This is a genomic window from Vibrio sp. 10N.261.52.C11 (assembly GCF_041471405.1).
GTDB lineage: Bacteria > Pseudomonadota > Gammaproteobacteria > Enterobacterales > Vibrionaceae > Vibrio > Vibrio crassostreae_C.
Genome location: NZ_JBFROI010000034.1, coordinates 14,462 through 37,613, shown reverse-complemented (window position 1 = coordinate 37,613; position 23,152 = coordinate 14,462). Strand labels below are relative to the sequence as shown.

The following is a 23,152-nucleotide window of genomic DNA, read 5'->3' as shown; positions in this document are numbered from 1 at the left end:
AAATCTCTTTAAAAGTCGCATTGTCATAACTGCTTAGTTATAGTCAAACTATTGATACATAGAATGACAAACAGGTTCCATTGAGTCGTTGGATAGTTAACTCCTCATTATTAGCATCGCTCGTTTCCCACTCTGCCTTCGCGGAGGAACAGGATGAGTGTCACAGCCAACCGTTAGAAGACACGCGCGTCGAAAAAGCTTACCACTACCTAAACAGCAAGTTTTGTCAGCCCGCAATATGGTTCGATAACTTCTTTGTGGATGACCGTATTACCGAGGACGCCAGAGCCGGAACCTCTGTACGTTGGTATAATGATTTCATCTATTCTGAGGGCGGTGACGTGGATTATTCCACCAAGCTCAACGCACGCCTGCATTTACCCTTTGTCAGCAAAAGGCTTAAGCTAATCTACGAGTCTGTTGGCGATGAAGAATTCTTAGACTTCTTCCCACAAGATTCTGAAGAGTTAGAGAATGCACTTGGCCTTCGTTATGACGCCTATGCCAAGGGTTACAGTAGTTTCAATATCAAAGCGACATTACGCCCAAGAATAGAGGCTCGCTATCGTTTTACCTACCCGCTCACCACAGATGCAGTATTCAGGCTGACCCAACGTGTATATCAAGAAAAACAAGAGACTGGTGAGATCACCGACATCGACTTTGATCTTTCTTTAAGTGATGATTTCTTGGCTCGATGGTCAAGCTTTGCAGGATATAACGACGACCTTAAAGGTTGGAACTATGGTACAGGGCTAACCTTGTATCACTACCTTGCCCAAGACCAAGCACTTCAATATAGCGCCACGATTAATGCAACGGATGAGCCTCATAATCATTACGAATACGCTCAGGTTTCGGTTACCTACCGACAAAACGTATGGAAAGAGTGGCTGTTCTACGAACTCATCCCTCGTTATCAATGGGAACGAGAACCTCATGAGAAACACACCGAAGAAGCCAACATCACCCTTAGGCTTGAAGTCTTGTTCAACAATGTCTAGTGAGTGTTTGTGAGATTGGGGCATCGTTAGATAGAAAACGAGGCACAAAAAAGCACATCATGTGATGTGCTTTTTCAGTTCTATATAGGCTTAAACTGTAGTCTTAACCCTTGTAGTTTCTTACTCGTGCCGCTTCTGCTTCACGCTTGTCGACAACGGTTTTACCGATTGGCGCCAATGAGATAACCGCGAGCTTAAGGTGCTGAATCGCAAACGGAATACCTATAATAGTAATGAAACACGCTACTGCTGACATGATGTGACCAATCGCCAACCAGATCCCCGCAAATAAGAACCAAATAACGTTACCAATCACACCTAGCGGGCTCGTGCCGATGTCCATTTCATTGGTTAGCTCATCACGCGAAATCGCTTCCTGACCAAATGGGAAGAATGAGAAGTTACCCATAACAAAACATGCTCTACCCCATGGAATACCAACGATGGTTAGGAATGCGAGCAGTCCGAAGAACCACCAAGCTAGTCCCATAAATACGCCACCGAACAGAAACCAAATGATGTTTCCTATTGTTTTCATTCTGTATTCTCCAAATCTTTGAATGCTATTTATTTAATATGCCGAGTAAGGCAATGATTGTTGTAATAGGTTCATTATTGTTGAACCTTTATGAACCGTTTATGAATCACTTACATTTTATGTGATTGATATACACCACGGTTCTCTAAATCTACATAGGGCTAAACCCATTTATTTGATACCATACACTTAGATTTTTAGTACCAAAAAGCTAAACAGACTCAACAACGAATTTAAGGCCGAATTTATGAATAACACTGAGCAACCTAAAAAGAAAATGAAAAACTGGGTGCCAATCGTCTTCTTCGGACTTCTCAGCACTGTTCCAGTGTTCATGTTCTTAGTTGATGTGTACATCAACCAGTATATGTAACAGAGCCGGACATCCTAGCTATATAAATGGATATAAGAACCCTTTCCTGTATCCATTTCAGTTCCAATTAGATCAGTTCTTCTTCAGCCAGCTCTTCGTTAATCAAATCAGCTCTTCGCTAATAAAATCTAGAATGTCTATCAGCTCATGATCAGGCAGATTTAGTAGGTTATCCCCTACATACCATTCAATCTTACATTGGTTTGGCAACTCGCTTATCGCTGGGTTTCCTATCCAAATCTTGTGTTTCTTCGCTATGTTATCTCTCACAATAATGCCGTCTTCATAGCTCACAGGTAAATATAGGTGAAGCATGTTGACCTGCGGTTGCTGCGGATTAACAGTGAACTGAGGATAGTCTAATAAGATTTGGTAGATCTGTTTTGTTCGCTCAAACAGTGATGGCATCAACTCTAATCGCTCATCAAACTGCATTGCTGCTGAAACCACATAAGGCGTTCGGTGATAAACATTGCCACCTTGGCGCTTCATCCACGCAGATGCTTTCGCTACAAAGGCTTTATCGCCCAACAATAACGAACCACCAAGGCCATTGAGACCTTTATACAGCGAGACATAGGCGCTATCGAACCCCTTAGCAATCTCGCGGTATGGCTTTTGGTAATACGCGCCACACTCCCACAAGCGGGCACCATCCATATGAAGGTGAATCGATTGCTCTTTGCAGTACTGTTTAATCGCCTCAAGCTCTTCCCATTCGGGTAACTGCCCACCAATTTCTCGCATCGGCAGTTCATATAATGCGGCTGCGATTTCATCAGGCCATGCCTTTAAGTCATCGACATTCCAAGTGCGGAATACGTTACCGACAGGAAGAACACTAAAACGATTTTGAAGCTGATACCCTTGGCGTTCATGGCGCATAATATGACTCGATTCATGCATCGCCACTACTGGGTTTCTTCTCTCTTGGCACGCAATTTCTAGTGCAGTCGGTTGATTCATGGTGCCCGTAATAACAAACACAGCCGCTTCATAACCGAGCAGATCTGCCACTTTCTTTTCAAAACTCTCAATAAACTCGCCATCACCGTAGCTATCGTGAGTAACATTATTTGTTTCACACCAGTGAGCCATCTGAGCGAATGTTTGTGCCGGAGTTGGTTCTAAGTGACCAGAAAGCAAAAAATCACATTGTTGACGCAGATCTGTACTCATACTCTTTCCTTTATTCGTTATCATTGTATGAAAAGTTGTCGAATGGTTTCGTTCTAACGTTAAGGTGACATAAAGTAAAAATGTTAGCTTTTATTATTAACGAATATTTAGTTTTACAAGCTCATATCCTTTCGAAGTATTGAATTGTATAAACAATACAGTGCCTTAAAACAAGGTAAACTATACGAAATGAGATAATGAAAAAACAATCACTATTAGCTAATTCGTTGTTCTTCAAGCATTCTTCTATTATTGTATATCTATAATCCCAATAGGTATTATTCGTTTATATACAAAGAGGGCTATATGTCGAAAAATCGAGTTTTAGTGCTATTCGCACACCCTTCTCAACATCGTTCTGAAGCAAACAAACCGTTATTTGAGCAAGCAAAACGCGTTGACGGTGTCACGTGCGTCGACCTCTATGCCGAATATCCAACGTTCAAGATCAGCATCGATCGTGAGCAAAAACGCCTATTGGACCATGACATCATCATTTTTCAGTTCCCCTTATATTGGTACTCCACACCGGCAATTCTCAAAGAGTGGCAAGATCTCGTTCTAGAGTATGGCTTCGCCTATGGAACCGATGGCAACGAGTTACAAGGTAAGAGCTTACTGTGTTGCATCACTGCTGGCGGTAAAAAGGATGCTTACCAAAGTGATGGCTACAACCACTTCACTATTCGAGAACTGCTTCACCCAATTGAACAAACCGCGTCTTTATGTGGGATGAACTATCTTGCGCCTTTTGCGCTTTTTGGATCTCGTACCGCTTTAGAAGAAAACCGTATTCAACAACATGTCGATAGCTACAGAACGCTTTTACAGGCCTTGGTTGCAGGTGATATCAACATCAAAAGAGCCAACAAGGCAGAAAAGTTGAACCATATTGTGGAAGAATTGATGGCAGAGGTTAAATAATGACGGGATACTTTCTACAAGCATTTATCTATTTAATTGCAGCCGTGATTGCGGTCCCTATTGCCAAAAGACTTGGACTTGGATCAGTTCTCGGCTACTTAATCGCTGGCGTTGTGATTGGTCCCATCATTGGATTGGTTGGCGAAGAGACAACAACCATCCAGCACTTTGCCGAGTTCGGTGTAGTGATGATGCTGTTCTTAGTCGGGCTTGAACTTGAACCTAAGATGCTATGGGCGATGAGAAACCGATTGATGGGGCTTGGTGGCCTTCAAGTTGGTGGTACGACCGCTATCGTGATGGGAATTGCACAGTTCTTTGGTCAACCTTGGACGATTGCTTTAACTATCGGTTTGATCTTTGCGCTTTCATCGACAGCCATTGTTCTACAAACGTTCAATGAGAAAGGCCTGTCTAAAACGGAAGGCGGTAAAAACGCTTTCTCGGTACTTTTGTTCCAAGATATTGCCGTTATCCCAATGCTGGCGTTCATCCCTTTGTTGGCTCTTCCTGAATTGGTTGCTTTGGCAGAAAGTGCCGCCCAAACCGCTGCACACCATGATGAACTCAGTTTAGTTGCAGGTTTGCCAAGTTGGGCATACGGACTTGTTATTACGGCTTCAATTGCGATTGTGGTCGTCGGTGGACATTATCTAAGTCGGCCACTGTTTCGTTTTGTTGCGAGCTCTGGCTTACGCGAGATCTTCACTGCAACTGCACTGATGTTGGTGATTGGTATTGCTGCACTGATGAGCCTAGTCGGCCTATCTCCGGCTTTGGGTACCTTCCTTGCGGGTGTGGTTTTAGCGAACAGTGAATTCCGCCACGAACTTGAGTCCAATATCGACCCGTTTAAAGGGCTGCTACTTGGCTTGTTCTTCATCACCGTAGGTGCAGGCATTAACTTTGATGTTCTATTCAACGACTTTGGTTTGATCATTGGCCTCACCCTTGGCGTTATGCTTCTTAAAGCCTTGGTGCTATTTACGTTGGCATTAATCTTCAAAATCAAAAACAGTGACCGTTGGCTGTTTACACTGAGCTTGGCGCAAGCCGGTGAGTTTGGTTTTGTACTACTAAGCTTCTCAGCACAGAACCATGTATTACCTGCGGATATTGTTCAAACACTATCACTGGTTGTTGCCCTCTCTATGTTCTTAACTCCTGGTCTGTTCATTCTGTTTGATAAAGTCATTCTGCCCCGTTACGAGCAAAAATCGAACGATCGAGAAGAAGACAAAATAGAAGAGAAAGGTACCGTTATCATTGCAGGCATCGGCCGATTTGGTCAGATCGTAAACCGCTTGTTGGTATCAAATGACGTCAATACCGTAGTATTGGATCATCAAGCAAACCAAGTGGACTTATTACGCTCCATCAATATTAAATCTTACTTTGGTGATGCTACTCGTCACGACTTGTTGCATACCGCGGGTATCGAAGAAGCCGCGATGCTAGTAGTGGCAATCGACAGCCAAGACTCAAGCGTTGAATTAGTGAAATACGTTAAACACACCTACCCTAAAGTGAAAGTCTTAGCGCGTGCATTCGACCGAGGTCATAGTTATCGCCTAAGAGAAGCGGGGGCAGACTTTGTTGAATCAGAGACCTACCATTCTGCTCTTGAAATGGGCGCTGAAGCCTTGCGTTCTTTGGGTCATCACCCATTCTTCGTCGAGCAGCAAAAATCGACTTATCAACGCGTTGAGAGCCGTAAGTCTGAAAAGCTTTACCAAGCTTGGTCTGAAGCGGAAGAGAACCCACGCTACGACAACAACTACCGACAAATCTTCATTCACCTTGAAGAAGCAATGAAAGAAGATATGAAAAAAGACCGTTCAGACAAACACTCTCGTTCTGAACGTGGTTGGACACCTCCACCGAAAGGCTATGCAGATGGCTTTGAGGAAGAAGAGTCTTAAGCAGAATCTAGACTACAGCTCTAGATAACCATGCTATTCAACCATCAAAAGCGGCTATTTGAGCCGCTTTTTCTTTCATTTAACCCCGACAAAACCTCAAATGAGCACAAGTATCAGGTGCTGAAACTCTTAATCCGAAAGATTTGTGTGATCTAGCTAAAATTTTTAATTTCTGACCACATGGCAAAAGTGGATTCGATTTTTACATTATTGAAACATTCCCACCCCGCATAAACCACACCAAAAACATGGCTATATATGCACTCATTCCTACCATTCAAGCACCCACCCAATTCTTAGCGACCACTCTCTAAGGCTTGAATTACATTGCATATATCGAAATACGCCGCAAAACCCCTAACAGATTCATTCATCAATCAAATAAATAACGCACGACATTCACAAATTCAAACCATCAAAATTAACATAAACATTTCAAAATATGTCTATCGTTACAATTTGTAACGAATGGCGGTTGTCGGTATAGTCCTGCAATTCAAAAAAGTGAGACCTTTGCGCTCACCTTAAAGGAGATATAATAATGATTACTAATGATGCTGTAATAATGGGCATGTTAGCTGTTATTCTTGGCGGTGTTTTTATCACGGAAAGTAGCCAAAATAGCGCACTGAAAAAATTCTACTCGTTCGTTCCGGGTCTATTGCTTTGTTACTTTGTTCCCTCTTTATTAAACAGCTTCGGCATAATCGATGCTTCGAATTCTAAACTGTACTTTGTTGCAAGCCGTTACTTACTTCCGAGTGCACTCGTTCTACTGATCATCTCTGCAGATCTGCGCAAGATCTTTGGACTAGGTTCAAAAGCCGTCATCATGTTCCTAACCGGTACTGTCGGTATTATCATTGGCGGCCCATTGGCTATCTTGATCATCGACCAAATAAATCCTGGCCTTGTATCGGGTGATGTATGGCGTGGTCTAACAACGGTGGCAGGTTCTTGGATTGGCGGTGGTGCAAACCAAGCTGCAATGAAAGAAGTATTTGAAGTTGACGATCAGTTGTTCTCTGCGATGATTACTGTGGACGTAATCTGTGCCAATATTTGGATGGCAATATTGCTTATCATGGCAGGTCGTCAGAAGAAGATTGATGCATGGTTAAAAGCCGATACTTCATCTATCGAAGACCTAAAAGAAACCGTATCTAAGTACCAAGAAGAAAACGCGCGTCCGACGACGACAACGGATCTAATGAAGATCACTGCGATTGCGTTTGGCCTTACGGGCTTAGCACACTTCTTTAGCGACATTATCGCACCATGGATCTCAACTAATGCTCCTGAACTGGCGCAATACAGCCTGACTTCTGGATTCTTCTGGTTAATCGTAATGGTGACTACGTTTGCACTCATTGCTTCATGCTTCAAATCAACACGCAGCCTTGAGCACAGTGGCGCATCTAAAGTGGGCTCTGCATTCATCTACATCCTAGTTGCCACTATTGGTATGCAGATGGATATCACAGCTATCTTGGATAACCCAGGCTACTTCTTCATCGGTATCACTTGGTTAACCATCCACGCGATTATCATGATTGTGATGGCAAAGCTAATCCGTGCACCACTGTTCTTCATGGCAGTAGGTAGCCAAGCTAACGTCGGCGGTGCTGCATCGGCTCCTATCGTAGCGGCAGCGTTCCACCCAGCATTAGCTCCAGTAGGTATTCTAATGGCTGTACTTGGTTACGCACTCGGTACATACGGCGCTTACATCTGTGGCCTAATCATGCAGGCTGCTGCATTGGGTTAACAACTCATTGCTGTAAAAAATGGGCAACTGAACCTTGATCATATCGCCCATTTTCTTGAGTTCCGAGATGTAAAAAAGGCGACAGTAAAAACTGTCGCCTTTCTAATATCTTGTTACTCAGCTAAAGCTTATTCCCAATCAAGAATTACTTTACCTGACATACCAGAGCGCATCATGTCGAAGCCTTTCTGGAAGTCGTCCACTTTGTAGTGGTGAGTAATGATTGGTGTTAGATCTAGGCCTGATTGGATTAGTGAAGCCATTGTATACAACGATAAGAAAAGTTAATTTAAAACAGACACTTACCACAAAATAAAATTACTAATGGCGACAAACTGGCGACAAATTTTTCTCTCCAAGATAAAAATAAGGTCAACAATAAGCCTATTTCTCGTCTTACTTCCAATCCAGCTTCTTTGACCAAGCAAAAGAAATATATAATTAAAATAACTTTACGCTGCCCTCCGTCCCGTGCTTTTTTGACTTTCCACTCACCTTCGTAGTAAACCTTAAGGCCAGTAGCATCAATGGCTTGGTCCTGACTTGCTCCTCTCGTTTTAGTACTAAATGAGACCTCAACTTACTTTGCTCCACGACTGAGGCAGGTCTAATGCGGACAACTTAACGGAAAATTGGCTAGCCTAAATATTGAATAGATAAATCATTGTAAAGCCCCCAGTGGCATAGAGAAGACTCGCTTCACCATGAGCGGCAGTGTTAAACGCTAAATAACTAAACCGACGTGGTCTACCACGCCGGTTTTGCATGCTTTGGACCACCCGCTTATGGATTCCTCATCAATCCAAAGAGTCAGAGAACCACGTTTAATGAGTGCTCGGGTTGTATTGCTTCCATTTGGTTGTTTTGTAACGAGGCTTAGATATGAGGCTACGAGGAAAAGTGAGTGTTGCTGAACAGAGTGTAGGTTGTAGATTTAGTTCCCTCGAATTACGCAACAAAGCCGCTTGCATCATCAAAGTTATACATACCCTCCACAACACCCAGCGGTGTAACTTCTTGTGGAATGTCTGGAGGATGTGGATAAGAGTCCATATATGGATTATCCACATCCTCCTTTTTCCTTTTCATTCTCGGCTACCATCTCAGTTGCTTCGTCAACACCGAGCGCTGGATCTCAGCATTGTTTGACTCATCGTCAGAGTCCACATCTGATTGTTCTTATTCACGATCCTCAATTGCTTTTTAATCTTCCTTTTTAGCTAAATTGATAGGTTCTTCCTTCAAACCCGCTGACACTACAACTTCAGAATCACCAAGATAGGTAGACACCTCACCAGTAGCTTTATATTGCAAACGCAGGATTGGGGAAGTTATTAGGGGATCCGGCAGCGCCTAATACGTTTGTTATCAGTATTACATTTCGCTATTATTTGGCTGATTCAAGCCCACATCACATGACCACACTAATTTTTGTGACATATCTTTTGTAGAATAATTCATTGTCACCTTGCCTGTCTTTTTATCAAATTTCGTCAGTCCGACATAATCCTTAATATAAAGACTATTTTTTGTATTTGATATATTTACGCCGTCATTTGAACCATAACGCAACATAACCCAGCCACCAATTTCTATGGAATAATACATATCATCTTGGATTCGAAGCCAACCATCTCTCACATCCCCTTTTCCCAAATCACTTAGCAATGGGTTAATTGACGTCAACTCGCAGAACAAGCGTCGTTTCTCATCGTAATTCGCGCTATCCGCTGCATTTAAACTAAATGCCAATGGCAAAAGAAATAGAACTTTTTTCACTTATTTACCCTTAATACTTATAAAGAATGACATGGCTTCCCACTTCCGAGGCTCTGCCATAATTATGTGGTAACTAATTGCATCGAGGCACCATGTCTGATTATTCTTATTTCTGCGATATCGACATAGCCAAAAACCACTTTAGCCACCATGCCGTAGACAAAAATGGTAAGGTCATACTTCATAAGTAGTAACCCGCTCTAAACTACTGACTACAATAACAAATATGCCACTCATGCGTACAGGCGGTGAAGCGTGTTGCGGTGCACATTATTGGGGCTTTGTTAATGTAGCATCGTGAATTATTGTAGAGAACAAGGAGCCTCGTTATATTGATACCGACTAAATACATAATTACGGCCATTCCAACGCATGACAGGAAAACAAAAACCCGGGCCGCCTATCTCAATATCCGGCCAACCGTGAGGTTCCTGAGTAATTATAAAATTCGGTATTCCAACTCCACTGGTGATTAGCTTCCAACTACTATTGTTCCATTTACTGACGAGAGTATAGTGATAGCCAGTATTTCCATAACAATATGTATTACTTTCTGTGATAATCACCTCAGGCTGATCATCACCATTCAAATCTCGTACAACAGTTATTTCACCCAATGAGGTGAAGCGAAATTCCTGACAATTACTACGCCAAGATTTGCCATCGAAGCTATAGCCTGCGGCTTTAAACGCAGAAACTTCGTCTGCATATGTAAGTTGAACGGAAAACGCATTTATACTCCAGAACAGCAAAGGAGTATATAAGAAGTAAGCATATTTGTTTTCAAATGGCATTGTTGTTTTTTTTCATAGTGTTGAAAATTTTTGTGAACCCTCTCGCTGAATATTTCCATGAGTTGAAGGTGATAAAATTCTTTCTCTTCAATTCATTTATTAGATATTTTCTTCCTACATTTGTTAATGGATATGTCAATGACGTATATTCATTCGCACAAAAACTTTCCATTTTCACTACCTTTCCATTTATATCAAATGGTTTCATATTTTCCTTCTTACCCGCTTTGTCTCGACAGTCAACTGCTGGTGTTAATAGTTGCGCAATATGAATTTATCCATTTTCTTCTATATGGGTAACTAACATGAATGAATAATCTAATTCATCTAATTCATCTAATTCATCTAATTCAGCGTTGGCTTTTTGTTCAAAATCTTCAACCATAGTTAAGCCATTGTCTGCTTTAATGTATGCCCAGTCTTCAGTAACATTTAACTTCCATTCATAATCATTGGCTGGAAAGCCATTCGCTAAGATCTGAGTCGAAATAACGAGTGCAAGTACAAATGTTTTTTTCATTTCCCTGTGTTTCGATTGTCAGTTTTGTCTTTATTTTCAAGATTATATACAACAGGACTAGCGAGCGTGACTGCAAAATCGTGGTATAGGATAGTTAGAAACTATCAAAATATAACAATGAATTTAATCTATGGCCTAATTTCATTGTAAATGTAAGAAGTCACGCTGTCTTTGAAAGTTGACCAACTAAAACAGCATGACTGGGGGTTCTTTGTTTAGGAATGAATACTAATTCCTGAATACAGCTCGCTCATCGTTAAAGAATCAAAAAACAACGTAAAAAATCACGTTCTTTCCCTATGAATAATATTTAATTTTCGAAAACACACCTAAATACGAACACTCTTCAGAAACTCCACAGAAAAAATTAAATCATACACCAACCAAGCCATTCAAATCGGACTAAAACAATGGGCATTTAGGACTTAACATCTTATTTATTAGAATCTTAAATAATAACAAATATAATACAACACATCGGATTTGTTATTTATAAATATCAAATTACTATCTCGCCGCTCAATAATTTCTAACCAAAAAATAAACAATAAAAAGGTATTAACATGTCTATAACTTTTCAAGGTAACCCCGTTTCAATCTCAGGTCTATTTCCTAAACCTAATCAAGTAGCACCAAGTTTTACTCTCTGCGACAAAGAATTAAATAGCCTAACCTTAGAAAGCCTAAAAGGGAAAAATGTCTTATTAAATATTTTCCCTAGCATTGACACCCCAGTTTGTGCTGCAAGCGTTCGTACATTTAACGAGAAAGCCGCTAATTTAAACAATACAATCGTATTATGTGTTTCTGCCGACTTACCATTTGCTATGAACCGTTTTTGCGGTGCTGAAGGCATTGATAATGTAACAACCGCTTCTTTCTTCAGAGAGTCATCATTCACTGAAAACTACGGTGTAAACTTAAATGAAGGTGCGCTTGAAGGGTTAGCTGCTAGAGCTATTATCGTTATTGGTCAGGATGGTATGGTCACACATAGTGAATTGGTTTCTGAAATTACTACTGAACCAAACTATGAATCAGCACTAGCGGCTTTATCATAATCATGCGTAAACTACTTATTGTTGCTGCTACCCTATATTCAATAAACGCCTTCGCAAAGTTTGAAACTACTGAAGACGATGCTGAGTTTGGAGCGGCTCAAGTCGTCACACTTGATAAAACAACAAAGTTTGACCTGATTGGTACACCATTAGAAGTAGGTGATTTAATGCCTTCGGCTAAGATGCTGACTTCAGATTTAGGAAGCTATGATACCAGTGCGAAAAGTAAATCGATCAAAGTCTATAGCATATTAACATCTGTTGACACGCCGGTTTGTGTTCAACAAGCTATAGAACTTTCTCAATACATAGAAAACAACAGTCACAAACTTCAAGGTATTGAATTTTATGCAGTGAGTGCCGATACTCCTTTCGCTCAACAACGGTTCATTAAAGAGTACTCTCTTGACGGGGCGACATATCTTTCTGACTCTTCAGAACATAAGTTTGGCCTAAATACAGGGACTCAAATTAAGCAGTTAGGTTTGCTTAGTCGAAGTATCATTGTAGTGGGTATAAATAACCAAATTATTTATACCCAAAGAGTACCTGAACTTACAACTATCCCTAGTTTAGAGCGAGCCGTAAAAATAGCGTTAAAAAACCGCTAGATACCAATAAGATATAAGAGGCATCAGCCTCTTATATCAATAAAACCCCCATTCTAACAATTAAAAATCAATGATTAAAATTATTAAAAAGCAAACGTTTATGTAGGATTGTTAATTTTCATCTCATTAATAACTATCAAACCAAAAGAAGTGTCAATACTAGAACTAATAATAGGAGAAATTTCGATTTAGAATTATAAAATCAAAATACGATATGGCACTTCATCATTTCATTAAATAATATCTACCCTAATTTCACGACCTCTATCCATGACCGCATCGATACAACCCCATAGATTAAAAAGCATATTGAACCAAATATTTAAGCTTTTGGTGTCATGCATACGACCTCACTGGATGAGGCACTAAAGCACCTCAATGAAACAACACACATAAATGAAAGTAACTCTACTTATTTTAGGCATACCTTTCAGGTTCTCGATAAAAGAACAAACCAAAATTACCCTAACTTTTATAAACAATTTTAATTATGAAACCAGGGTTATATTGTTTTCTTAGTTGTTGTCTATTGAATAATTTGGTAAATTTGTATCATTTCATTTCAAGACAATAGCAAGTATAGGTAAAACAGATATCTATGTGGGACTTTAGACCTCAGGAGTGCTTTCAACTTCGAAATAAAATATCAGGCGAAGAAAAGAGACTAACCCATACAGAAAGCCAGTTGTTATTGCTCTTACTTTCGAATAAACATCGAGTCGTAACTAAGTCAGAAATTCACAAAAAAATTTGGCTAGGAAAATGTGTTTCAGATGCCAGTATCACACACAGTATTGCTTCATTACGTCTAGCTTTAAATGATACAGCGGAAGCGCAATGTATCATTCGAACCGTACCTAAAGCCGGCTACTTTGTCGCTGAGAATAAAATAGCTCTAGCTTTAACCAACCAAGACCAATCCTATACTGGGCGCCCTGATAAGATACGAGCTCTTAAACTTAGGTGTTCTTGGCAAGTTGGAGTAATACTTTTATTAGTCAGTATGAACTTGTTACTGTTTTGGTTTTTGTTCATCCCTTCACAAAGCGAACCTAAACTGAACATGTCAAGGTTGAACTCTCAAACCAACACTTTTACGATCAAGAACAACGATTTCCATAGTCAACAGCTCCTAGAACAACTGATTAGACACCCTGATTTGAACAATGTGAATTTTTATATCACTTCAAATAAAACTAGGATTTATGTAAGTTGCATTCACCAGAATTCCTCATCACCTTACGGCCAAAGCATCAACTTCTCCATTGATATTAAGCGCGCTATAGAGAGAACTAGTAATGATATTGTACAAAAATGCCAATAAGCGCTACAGACTTGGCGTTGTCTTTTTACTTGCCTTGTTTCCTATTCAAATCTTTCTGAACGCATCGTTTATTCCTAGTTTTGCTAAAAACGCTACTACCCAAATAAGTAAAACGATTCTGACTTACGGTGAGACAATGGGAGACAATAAATACAGAAAAATCGACTACCACTTAAAACCTTATCTATGGAACCGATTTCTCTTACTTACTTCTATCCATTTCGGCAATGGGAAAAAGGTTGATACACAATTCCTTATTACCTTTTGGCCAAAATCTATTTATTCAATAAAATACATCAATAAGCTGGTTGACGCTCCAGAGTCAGAATATTTCGATTTGCCGGAGCAACATGTCCTTTTTGACGGGGGCGAAGAAATTTTTCAAACTTTGCGAGAAACCCCATACCAATATTGCTACATCCAACTGTCGAACAGCTCAGTTCAATGTGTCAATATATCTAAAGATAAAGAAAAAAATCGCCTTCAATGAGAAGAAAACAGCATAGCATGTGGACATTTAATCCAACACTTCGGCATCAACTAACTAACCAAAGTAATGGGAAGAGCAAAAAATTGCACTCTACAGATTGCAAAATTTTAGAGCTTTTATGTCAATATCAAGGAAAAACTGTTTCAAAAAACGCCTTAATAAACGCGGCTTGGCCGGGGCGTGTCGTCTCTCAAGCGAGTTTAACGCAATCCATAGCTCACCTACGCATAGCTTTAGGAGATAATGGCCGCCAACAAAATATTATAAAAACTGTACCTAGACATGGTTATTCGGTGGTTAGCGACCTCATAAGTCTTGAGATGCCTGTAGCTCTTGAACAAGACAACTTATCAACCTCTTGCTCAGAAATACCCCAAGACACTCCCCAACTAGAGCATCAAGAAAAGATTGGTCTATCAGCTCATCTACAATACCTTCAAAAATTTATTTTATTGATTCTCTCACTCTTGTTGCTACTTAGCATTACTTGGTTAGCACGGATCATATATTACAATAGCACCACAGATCGTCTCCAATGGAATCAGCGTGAGTATTTGGGGGTAACGTATTACTTTACGAATACTAAAAATGGAAGTCAACGTTTCAAGGATCTCAAACGGAGATACTCAAGTGATTTGCGTATGCTATATATTTCTGAAAACCCCGAGCAATTGTATATATCGTGTGTTTACCAACCTAACAATTTGCATGAACGTCACACAATGAATTTTAGTTTTTCCCGAGATTATTCAATCGAGCAAGTAAAAGAGGCCATTAATGAACAATGTCAGTAAAGCCATCGTTTGGCTGGTGTTGGCAAATACACTCATCATTGCGCTGCTCTCGTGGATGAATAACCTTAACCATCCTCCATTCCTCGATGGTCGAAACAACACCATGTTGTTTTCTCGCGGTCGTACATATACAAAATTTGAAGTCGATACCTTCAAAGAAGTTATTACCGTTGATCATCGGTGGGGAGGAGTCCACGATATCCATTCGAGCACACTATCCGAAGGAGAAAACAAGGCTCTCAACGTTTATTACTCAGTTTATTTTTGGGGCATAAACCTTTTTTCGACGACCAACGTACTACGTAGCTCAAACTACATTCCCTCCACCGAACTCGACTTCGCTGAAGCCCACTTGATTAACGATTCCTCGGAACAATTTTTCCAGACCTTGTATCAAGACAAATATATATTTTGTTATTCCAGTTTATTAACCAGCAGTGTCCAGTGTATCACTGCAGATTAATTAGAGTAATTAACCTAATCAACCAACACATTTAGTTATAACCAAATGTGTTTAAAATAAACCCTTTAATACCAATGAGTTAATTTAATTTTGTAAAATTACGGTCAACGGTAAGTGTTGTAAAATTTGGATTTGTTCATTAGTGTTTTTAAGGTTTTTTGGACATAGTACTAGCAAATAAGACATGTCCGAGAAATACAATACTCATGAGCAACAAAAGAGAACCTTTAAAGATCACTGCACTCTTGTTGGAAGGAAGCCCAATCACAGCGATTTCGGGACCAATCGAAATGCTGACCATCGCTTCAATACAAGCAGGATTACCTACCCCAAAGGTTAGTTATGTATCCGTTACAGGTGAGCCCACTCAATTTCTTGGAGGACTCATAATTAACTGTAATACACATTGGGCATCCGTCGAACAGACAGATATTTTGCTAATAGGCGCATGTGGTGATATAAGTAAAGGGTCTTATGTCTTATCCGAAGAGGTTAAGTCTTGGCTACAAAAACAAATCGCGCAGTCTGAGTTTGTTCTCTCTTTATGTACAGGGGCTTTTCTTCTGGCGGAGCTTGGGGTTTTAAACAAACGAAGCGCTACTACACATTGGGTATATGCTGAAGATTTTCGCAAGCAATTCCCCCAAGTAAAATTCAAACCACACTTAAAAATTACTCATGAAGGCAGATATATATGCACCTCTGGTATTAAAGAATACTTCGCCGCAACAATCTTGTTAATTGACGCTCTGTTGGGCACCGCCCAAAGAATAAAATGTGAACAATATTTGGGAGGCGATATTTCGAAAATAAAGCGAATTTTTTTAACAAGTTTTGTTCAATACCAACAGCACAGTGACGGTTTGATTAATCGATTACAAGAATGGATGCATAATGAAGACCCTAGCAGGCTCTCTGTCGCTATGTGTGCAGAAAAAATCTTTTTGAGTGAAAGACAAATGAAACGTCGCTTTAAAGCAGCAACTGGCGAATCTCCAATGAGTTACATACAACGTATTCGAGTAGCATTCGCTAGAGAAAAATTGGACACTACGCGCCTAAATATAGAACAAATATCCCAGCAGGTCGGTTACAGTGACACAAACCATTTTCGATCGCTGTTTAAAAAGTTTTACGACATGACACCCACAGAATATCGCAAAACGACACAGACTGGTGGGGCTTAATCATTTAAATTTTCGTTGAACCTAACTTCTTAGTTTAAAAGAAGGGAGTTACCCGAATTAATTGAGATTCTTAATCCACAATCCAAGACAAAATAGGTAACTCTCGCTCTAGAGCCCTCATCAATTCAACATTTAAAAAGTTTATCTATCCCCGCCCACGCTTGTATCTGCAAGCGTTCAACGACGCCACACCACACTTCATCTCGTTTTAATATTCGTCATACACCATCGAATCTGAAGACATTAAAGTCTTTGATTGGGGCGCCTAGAAAGCCAAGAAACACGGATGACTTGGCGAAAGCCAAATCTCGTTATCAATGTGGATCGATAGGAGGTCCTTAGCGCTAAGTTAAACCTCGTTAATGTCAGTGACGATGATAATAAGGCGCTAACAACATTACTTAACCCACTTCGAAAAAGTCAATGAAGTATAAAGTGATAGACCTAGTGACACGAGAATGTGCAACTAGATACAAGAAGGAAAAGAGAAACAAAGTCGACTGATTTGTTTACAAGACGCTAAAAGCCCTGACAACATGGACAAGTAAAAACAGGTAATAACGACAAAAACTCAAGACGAATGAACATGGTTACTCATCAAAGGGAAATAAGTTGCCACCAACATTCAGTTGATACATTGTTAGCTAGTAAATGGAACTGAGTGAAAATAATCTTCCTTAGGTTCAATCTGACAAGCGCCGATTAAAAAAAAAAAACTGTCAGATCAGGACCAAACGACGACTCTTGATTGACCTCAGGATAACCATCTTTACCACCGATAAAATACTATTGAGAAAGTTTATCTAGGACAGGGGTTATCGACTGATGAAGTTCACTGGTTTCATATGCACCAGATAAGAGTCTACTTGGGTAAGCAATTGAATTACTGAGAACTTCACCAATATTATTAATATGAATACGAGTATCTGCCACACAAGCGCTCATGCATATTTTAATAAATTGCTTTGAAGTATCAAGTTCAAGCAAACGCGCACATCGCAGTGCTTCTTTAGTTCTTTCATGGAGCATTTCTTCAGATAACACGATTAACCCCTTCTCCATTCAGTAGCATAACAATGTGAAACTCTTCGCTTTCCCTCACCATAGCAAGGAAAAGGCTCTCTCTCATTTCTTTTCGGACCGTATTATCGCCAAGTACATATTTCGTCAAAACGCTAATAGCTTGTTGCTCGCTAACTTCGTCTTGACTAACTATTGCCGACAATACGCTTTTCGACAGGTTTGACGAGATGTCAAAATTCAGTTCTTTTGCCGTTACAAGCATCGCTTTTATTACTTTGTTTTTTTGAGCTCTGATAGTACATATTTTCAGTTCATGCTTATCAAATGCATACCCAATATCATCTAGTAGTTGGCTCAGTTCTTGATACACTTTGTATTCCTCTAGTTCATTGTTCTCGTCCCTCATATGTTAACGTTATATGTTTAAAATAAAATAATGAAACCAATTGCACCAATAAAAAAAATACGATAAATATCATGGGATTATAAAAAAGACCTCACTATTACGTCCAGAAAATAGGATATATATGTCCTATTTGCTTACCATGCAATGGAGGTAATGCTTTTTATCCATATTAACTGAGTTGGTCTACATAGCTTCAATACCATTAGAAAAACGACACATACCCCTTACATTTAGGACTTTAACTGCGACCATTTACACATAAACCATTGAGTTTATGTGGTTAAATTTAAAAATAACTAAATCTATGGACGAGGTTTCTTATTTTATTTTTTCTGGGCAAGTAGATAATAATGCACAGAATCTTAAAAAAGGAACTGACAATGTTATACGCACAACCTGGAACTGAGAACTCAATTGTTGATTTCAAACCACAATATCAAAATTTCATTGGAGGAGCATGGATCGCACCGAAACATGGAAAGTATTTTACGAACACCTCTCCAATCAACCACTCAGTAATTTGCGAAATTCCGGCTTCGACTCAAGAAGATATCGATTTAGCAGTTAATTTTGCACATGGTGCAAAAAGCGATTGGGCTTCAACATCAGTTACTGAGCGTTCGAACATACTACTAAAGATCGCAGATCGTATTGAACAGAATCTTGAGATGCTTGCTATTGCTGAAACCTGGGATAACGGGAAACCTGTCCGCGAGACGCTCGCCGCTGATATTCCTCTGGTAGTCGACCATTTCCGTTATTTTGCTGGATGCATTAGAGCCCAAGAAGGCTCTGCTTCAGAGCTGGATTCGCAAACCATGACCTACCACTTTCCTGAACCTGTTGGGGTTGTCGGACAAATTATTCCATGGAACTTTCCACTCTTGATGGCGGCTTGGAAACTAGCACCAGCTCTGGCTGCAGGTTGTTGCGTTGTCTTGAAGCCAGCAGAGCAAACTCCTGCATCGATATTGTTCTTAATGGAACTCATCGAAGATCTCGTACCTGCTGGTGTAATAAATATCGTTAATGGCTATGGTTCAGAAGCGGGTCAAGCGCTTGCAACACACAAAAAAATTGCAAAAATCGCCTTTACTGGTTCGACTGAAGTTGGACAACATATCCTTAAGTGCGCCGCTGATAACCTGATCCCATCAACAGTCGAGCTAGGTGGTAAGTCTCCAAACATCTTTATGGCTGATATATTTGATCACGAAGACAGCTATCTAGATAAGTGTATCGAAGGCGTACTACTGGCTTTCTTCAATCAAGGTGAAGTTTGTACGTGCCCTTCGCGAGTTCTGATTCAAGAATCTATTTACGATCGCTTCATTTCGCGTTTACAGACTCGCATGAAAACGATCAAACAAGGAAACCCGCTCGATACCGATACACAAGTCGGATCACAGGTTTCAAGAGAGCAGTTTGACAAAATCCGTCAATATATCGCACTTGGTCATGAAGAAGGCGCTGAATTACTTATTGGCGGTAAGAGTTATGAAGACAATGGCTACTTTGTCGAGCCAACTCTCTTCAAAGGAACTAACGAGATGCGTATTTTCCAAGAAGAGATCTTTGGTCCAGTCGTTGCTGTTACAACATTTAAAGACTCTGAAGAAGCACTGGCTATCGCTAACGGTACTGAGTATGGATTAGGTGCAGGGGTATGGACACGTGATAACAATCTGATTTCACATATGACGAAAAATATCCAAGCTGGACGAATTTGGGTCAACTGCTACCACGCGTATCCAGCTCACGCTGCATTTGGTGGTTACAAAAAATCCGGCATTGGTCGAGAAACACACAAAATGATGCTCGATCATTACCAAAATACCAAAAATATCATCGTAAGCCATAGCATTGATCCCTTAGGCTTCTTCTAATTATTCAACTGCTCCTCTGCCCGATGGTTTATCGGGCATATTTTTATCAGAATAATAATTTTCAATGGCTTGGTATCATAACAAAATGGTTAATAAAAGTAGCTCTAAATTGACAATAACCTAACTTAGAAACGAATTATAGAGAATGAAAACCCGTTCAATATTTTTATTTGGTTGATCTTCAAAGGATACCTCACCTTAGAAGAAATAATTATTATTAAAAATAAATCTAGCAGAAAATAATGGAAAAACAATGTGAATAAATTTAAATTACAAGTCATAGGTTCAATGGTTCTAATCATCACAATGATTATTTTAATCATCGCATCTTTGAATTTTTGGTCTTTCCACAATGAAAGTATTCGATTAAACAAGGAGATACTTCATGAGAAAAACTCAACAATTAACGGAAAGATGACAGAAAAACTAGAAATTTACAAACACATTTTGTCTTCAATAAAAATAGATGATGATAGTTATAAAAATGGTAGTTTATCCTCTAACCTTACTAACCAACTGCAATCAATTCATAATATTTTTGGTAATATTAGTATCGGTGTCTTCCTTTTTGACCGTGAAGGTTCGCTTTACGATATGTCTGGAAAAATTACAGAAGTTAATGTTAATAAAATTCAACGTGATTATTTTATCGAAACATTCGAGAAAGGTAAAGAGTTCTATGTTTCAAAGCCTTATACTTCATCAACTTCGGGAGAGGTCGTATTCGGTATAGTGTATAAGATAAATGAAGATATCGCGATAATTAGTAGCATAAAAAAAGGATCAATACTAAAAGATATTATAGGTAGAGACGATGTTTTCCTATATACGGAAGAAGGGACAATAATAACCTCACCTAATAAAGAACAAGTAGGAAGTAATATATTCTTAGAAAACCCTACATTTAAAAAATTTGATAATAACCACCCAGAATTATCATATACAAATCGAATCGGACGAAAAGATGTAGATTATACTGCTTTTTGGAGCAAACTAGATATCAACGGGTGGGAGTATGTAATTTTTACCAAAGATAATATTATAAACAAAGGAGTTAATGACCAAGTTTTCATCTCTATACTCACCGGATTACTGTGTATAATTTCTTCTATTGGTATCTTATTTTTTATTATACACATATTGGTCTTAAAACCTGTTGGCGGTTCTCCTAAAGATATTGCTTTGTTGATGGAATCCATGGCTAAAGGAAATCTTCGTCAAAATATAAAAAAAACAGGGAATGAAACAGGGATATATCGTTCACTCATTAATTTTTCTGAACAACTATCTAATTTGATTAAAAATTCACATGGAATTGCAGAGAATGTCTCATCTGCCTCACAACAACTCACTGTAGTTATGTCAGATACAATACAAAACGTTCAATATGAACTATCTCAAGTTGAACAGATATCTACTGCTATTAACGAGCTTTCGACATCCTCACTAGAAGTAAGTGATAAAGCAACAATGGCCGAAGAAGAAACACGAGCAAGCCAAAATAATGTTGAACATGGTATCAAAATATTGAATGAAAACCTAAACTTTACCAATGAAATTAATAACTCAGTTAGTAGTACAGCTCGAATTATTGAAGAGTTGAGTGAATTTGCGGAGGAGATCGGAACTGTTATAGAGGTTATAAACGCCATCTCAGAACAAACAAATTTACTAGCACTCAATGCTGCAATAGAAGCAGCCCGAGCCGGTGAAGCTGGACGAGGGTTTGCTGTAGTCGCTGATGAGGTAAGGAACTTAGCCTCAAAGACGCAAACCTCCACCATCAGCATTAAAGGTATCATCGAAAAATTGCAAATTCAATCTGAAAAAGCGAACCGGAATATGGGAGAGAACGTGTTATTAATCAAGAAATCCGTATTTCTAGCTGATCAGATAAAGTCTTCATTTGAAGAGATATCTACAACAATCGAGTCAATCTCTAATATAAATACACTCGTAGCCAATGCATCCCAACAGCAATACAACGTCACTGAAGAAATTTCAAAAAACGCAGTACGAGCTTTCGATTTGGTACAGCAGAACGTTTCATCAGTTAATCAAACACTACAGGCATCAAATGAGCTAGCGCTCTTAGCAGAATCTCAAAAAAACGAACTAACCATTTTTAAAGTATAAATATCTAGGCAGGTCTAACGAAGTCAAACACTAGTTAGCCTGCCCATAACTAAATCAATCCAAGACAATATTATTCTTTGATATTCATGTTTTCCATTGATATGGATAAGATCGCCAGCTCCCTCTCTTCCCTCTTCATAAGTAATATTTAAACATCGCCAATTTTTAGCCATCTTACTTAGCCAATTAAAAACCTAACTTCCAAAGATAGCTTTAAATATTTCATTTAAAAAAGTAACTATAGTTCACCGTTGAATGTTAATAGTTTAATATAACTAAAGCCTCAAGCTATTTAATCAGAAAATTTTTGAACCAGTCTTGGCTTCCCTGACAAATCTATAGCTACATAATTAAAATTAGCTTCACATACTTGGAATCTTAGATTAACCTTATCTTCTTGAATAGGTTTTACCCAAACTTCTAAATCAATCGACATTGATGTTCTACCAATTTTAACGCATTCACCATAACAACAAACGACATCACCAACCTTTACTGGTTTTTTAAAAGTGATACTTGATACTGAAACTGTTGCTATCCGTCCTCCAGATATTTCTTGAGCTAGGATTGCTCCAGCTAAATCAAGCTGTGACATTATCCACCCCCCAAAAATATCACCATTCGCATTAGTATCTGCAGGCATAGAAAGAGTACGTAAAAGAAGCTGTCCTTTTGGTTTTTGTTTAGTATTGATTGAAGTACGCAAGATATATTCCTATATTCTAAATATATTCTTATATTTAACCATATTTAAGTTTAAAATTCAGCTTTGAAAATGTTTTATTTTTCACAGATTTTGATACTGTTGTTATGCACTTCTTATTCCATTAACATCGATGCTGGATTGAGCCACATTCTAAGATTGATTTAGCTCATTAATCGGAAAGTCGGAACCTTTAAGCTCTATAGGAAAATTAGCTGACTAAGGTACATATGCATAAAAACATACTAACAACCTACCGGAGAATTC

Annotated in this window: 23 protein-coding genes and 3 pseudogenes; 15 read left to right on the top strand and 11 right to left on the bottom strand. The window is 39.2% G+C overall.

The genetic code is table 11. The features are described from left to right. Positions 1–80: 80 nt before the first annotated feature. Positions 81–1,004, top strand: coding sequence for a hypothetical protein (locus AB4323_RS13955; protein ID WP_029235256.1), 924 nt, complete (start codon positions 81–83; stop codon positions 1,002–1,004). A 103-nt stretch (positions 1,005–1,107) separates the two neighbouring features. On the opposite strand, the gene AB4323_RS13950 is transcribed toward AB4323_RS13955, so the two are convergent. Next, positions 1,108–1,542, bottom strand: a complete 435-nt coding sequence (locus AB4323_RS13950; protein WP_004730224.1) for a YccF domain-containing protein — start codon at positions 1,540–1,542, stop codon at positions 1,108–1,110. 247 nt (positions 1,543–1,789) lie between these two features. Between AB4323_RS13950 and AB4323_RS13945 the strand changes: the two genes are divergently transcribed. Next, positions 1,790–1,915, top strand: coding sequence for a hypothetical protein (locus AB4323_RS13945; RefSeq protein WP_017060906.1), 126 nt, complete (start codon positions 1,790–1,792; stop codon positions 1,913–1,915). A 102-nt stretch (positions 1,916–2,017) separates the two neighbouring features. Here the strand turns inward: AB4323_RS13945 and AB4323_RS13940 are convergent, their stop codons facing one another. Next, entirely contained in the window at positions 2,018–3,094 is a 1,077-nt protein-coding gene (locus AB4323_RS13940) for a low specificity L-threonine aldolase (protein ID WP_372152734.1), read from the bottom strand. A 306-nt stretch (positions 3,095–3,400) separates the two neighbouring features. Between AB4323_RS13940 and AB4323_RS13935 the strand changes: the two genes are divergently transcribed. The 3 genes from AB4323_RS13935 to AB4323_RS13925 all read left to right on the top strand — a co-directional run bounded on the left by AB4323_RS13935 (position 3,401) and on the right by AB4323_RS13925 (position 7,708). Continuing rightward, on the top strand, positions 3,401–4,018 hold the full coding sequence (locus tag AB4323_RS13935) for an NAD(P)H-dependent oxidoreductase (protein ID WP_010428887.1): 618 nt from the start codon (positions 3,401–3,403) through the stop codon (positions 4,016–4,018). Further along, positions 4,018–5,940 (top strand): monovalent cation:proton antiporter-2 (CPA2) family protein, encoded by a 1,923-nt coding sequence (locus AB4323_RS13930; protein ID WP_372152732.1) that lies wholly within the window; start codon positions 4,018–4,020, stop codon positions 5,938–5,940. Before AB4323_RS13935 ends, AB4323_RS13930 begins: the two co-directional genes overlap by 1 nt. Before the next feature lie 541 nt (positions 5,941–6,481). Further along, a complete protein-coding gene (locus tag AB4323_RS13925) occupies positions 6,482–7,708 on the top strand; it encodes a DUF819 domain-containing protein (protein WP_017064792.1) in 1,227 nt (408 codons plus the stop codon). 128 nt (positions 7,709–7,836) lie between these two features. Here the strand turns inward: AB4323_RS13925 and tdh are convergent. The 4 genes and pseudogenes from tdh to AB4323_RS13905 form a co-directional block, all read right to left on the bottom strand. Continuing rightward, a pseudogene (gene tdh / locus AB4323_RS13920) lies at positions 7,837–7,980 on the bottom strand (L-threonine 3-dehydrogenase); the annotation flags it as partial. Positions 7,981–8,156: 176 nt separating this feature from the next. Continuing rightward, positions 8,157–8,592 (bottom strand): annotated as a pseudogene (locus AB4323_RS13915) (transposase); the annotation flags it as partial. Between the two features lie 64 nt (positions 8,593–8,656). Next, positions 8,657–8,797, bottom strand: a complete 141-nt coding sequence (locus AB4323_RS13910) for a hypothetical protein (RefSeq protein WP_157936388.1) — start codon at positions 8,795–8,797, stop codon at positions 8,657–8,659. A 285-nt stretch (positions 8,798–9,082) separates the two neighbouring features. Next, positions 9,083–9,487, bottom strand: a complete 405-nt coding sequence (locus tag AB4323_RS13905; protein ID WP_102257267.1) for a hypothetical protein — start codon at positions 9,485–9,487, stop codon at positions 9,083–9,085. A 92-nt stretch (positions 9,488–9,579) separates the two neighbouring features. Between AB4323_RS13905 and AB4323_RS13900 the strand changes: the two are divergent. Further along, positions 9,580–9,764 (top strand): annotated as a pseudogene (locus tag AB4323_RS13900) (IS110 family transposase); the annotation flags it as partial. A gap of 25 nt (positions 9,765–9,789) precedes the next feature. Here the strand turns inward: AB4323_RS13900 and AB4323_RS13895 are convergent. Together AB4323_RS13895 and AB4323_RS13890 are read right to left on the bottom strand one after the other, a co-directional pair. Continuing rightward, positions 9,790–10,281 carry a hypothetical protein gene (locus tag AB4323_RS13895; RefSeq protein WP_017082548.1) on the bottom strand — a complete coding sequence of 164 codons (492 nt, stop codon included), beginning with the start codon at positions 10,279–10,281 and terminating at the stop codon, positions 9,790–9,792. Between the two features lie 274 nt (positions 10,282–10,555). Then, a complete protein-coding gene (locus AB4323_RS13890; RefSeq protein ID WP_372152731.1) occupies positions 10,556–10,801 on the bottom strand; it encodes a hypothetical protein in 246 nt (81 codons plus the stop codon). A 563-nt stretch (positions 10,802–11,364) separates the two neighbouring features. On the opposite strand from AB4323_RS13890, the gene tpx reads away from it, so the two are divergent. From tpx to AB4323_RS13855, 7 genes are all read left to right on the top strand, one after another. Continuing rightward, positions 11,365–11,862, top strand: coding sequence for a thiol peroxidase (tpx, locus tag AB4323_RS13885; protein ID WP_017082551.1), 498 nt, complete (start codon positions 11,365–11,367; stop codon positions 11,860–11,862). A 2-nt stretch (positions 11,863–11,864) separates the two neighbouring features. Further along, positions 11,865–12,473, top strand: coding sequence for a redoxin family protein (locus tag AB4323_RS13880; protein WP_017082552.1), 609 nt, complete (start codon positions 11,865–11,867; stop codon positions 12,471–12,473). A gap of 598 nt (positions 12,474–13,071) precedes the next feature. Then, positions 13,072–13,797, top strand: a complete 726-nt coding sequence (locus AB4323_RS13875; RefSeq protein ID WP_017082553.1) for a winged helix-turn-helix domain-containing protein — start codon at positions 13,072–13,074, stop codon at positions 13,795–13,797. Next, entirely contained in the window at positions 13,772–14,287 is a 516-nt protein-coding gene (locus tag AB4323_RS13870; protein ID WP_017082554.1) for a hypothetical protein, read from the top strand. The genes AB4323_RS13875 and AB4323_RS13870 overlap by 26 nt, the downstream gene beginning before the upstream one ends. A gap of 17 nt (positions 14,288–14,304) precedes the next feature. After that, on the top strand, positions 14,305–15,081 hold the full coding sequence (locus AB4323_RS13865) for a winged helix-turn-helix domain-containing protein (protein WP_231903591.1): 777 nt from the start codon (positions 14,305–14,307) through the stop codon (positions 15,079–15,081). Next, the gene (locus AB4323_RS13860; RefSeq protein ID WP_017082556.1) at positions 15,065–15,544 is read left to right on the top strand and encodes a hypothetical protein; all 480 of its coding nucleotides are present in this window, start codon (positions 15,065–15,067) and stop codon (positions 15,542–15,544) included. Before AB4323_RS13865 ends, AB4323_RS13860 begins: the two co-directional genes overlap by 17 nt. A gap of 206 nt (positions 15,545–15,750) precedes the next feature. After that, the gene (locus tag AB4323_RS13855; protein ID WP_372152730.1) at positions 15,751–16,731 is read left to right on the top strand and encodes a GlxA family transcriptional regulator; all 981 of its coding nucleotides are present in this window, start codon (positions 15,751–15,753) and stop codon (positions 16,729–16,731) included. A 786-nt stretch (positions 16,732–17,517) separates the two neighbouring features. On the opposite strand, the gene AB4323_RS13850 is transcribed toward AB4323_RS13855, so the two are convergent. Both AB4323_RS13850 and AB4323_RS13845 read right to left on the bottom strand, forming a co-directional pair. Then, a complete protein-coding gene (locus tag AB4323_RS13850) occupies positions 17,518–17,775 on the bottom strand; it encodes a hypothetical protein (protein ID WP_017082558.1) in 258 nt (85 codons plus the stop codon). After that, a complete protein-coding gene (locus AB4323_RS13845; RefSeq protein WP_017082559.1) occupies positions 17,765–18,160 on the bottom strand; it encodes a hypothetical protein in 396 nt (131 codons plus the stop codon). The genes AB4323_RS13850 and AB4323_RS13845 overlap by 11 nt, the downstream gene beginning before the upstream one ends. A gap of 380 nt (positions 18,161–18,540) precedes the next feature. Here AB4323_RS13845 and AB4323_RS13840 point away from each other — a divergent pair, with 380 nt between their 5' ends. Together AB4323_RS13840 and AB4323_RS13835 are read left to right on the top strand one after the other, a co-directional pair. After that, positions 18,541–20,046 (top strand): aldehyde dehydrogenase family protein, encoded by a 1,506-nt coding sequence (locus AB4323_RS13840; RefSeq protein WP_048660432.1) that lies wholly within the window; start codon positions 18,541–18,543, stop codon positions 20,044–20,046. A 255-nt stretch (positions 20,047–20,301) separates the two neighbouring features. Next, positions 20,302–22,182 carry a methyl-accepting chemotaxis protein gene (locus tag AB4323_RS13835; RefSeq protein ID WP_372152728.1) on the top strand — a complete coding sequence of 627 codons (1,881 nt, stop codon included), beginning with the start codon at positions 20,302–20,304 and terminating at the stop codon, positions 22,180–22,182. Between the two features lie 292 nt (positions 22,183–22,474). On the opposite strand, the gene yciA is transcribed toward AB4323_RS13835, so the two are convergent. Further along, positions 22,475–22,888 (bottom strand): acyl-CoA thioester hydrolase YciA, encoded by a 414-nt coding sequence (gene yciA, locus AB4323_RS13830; RefSeq protein ID WP_017082562.1) that lies wholly within the window; start codon positions 22,886–22,888, stop codon positions 22,475–22,477. Positions 22,889–23,152 lie beyond the last annotated feature (264 nt).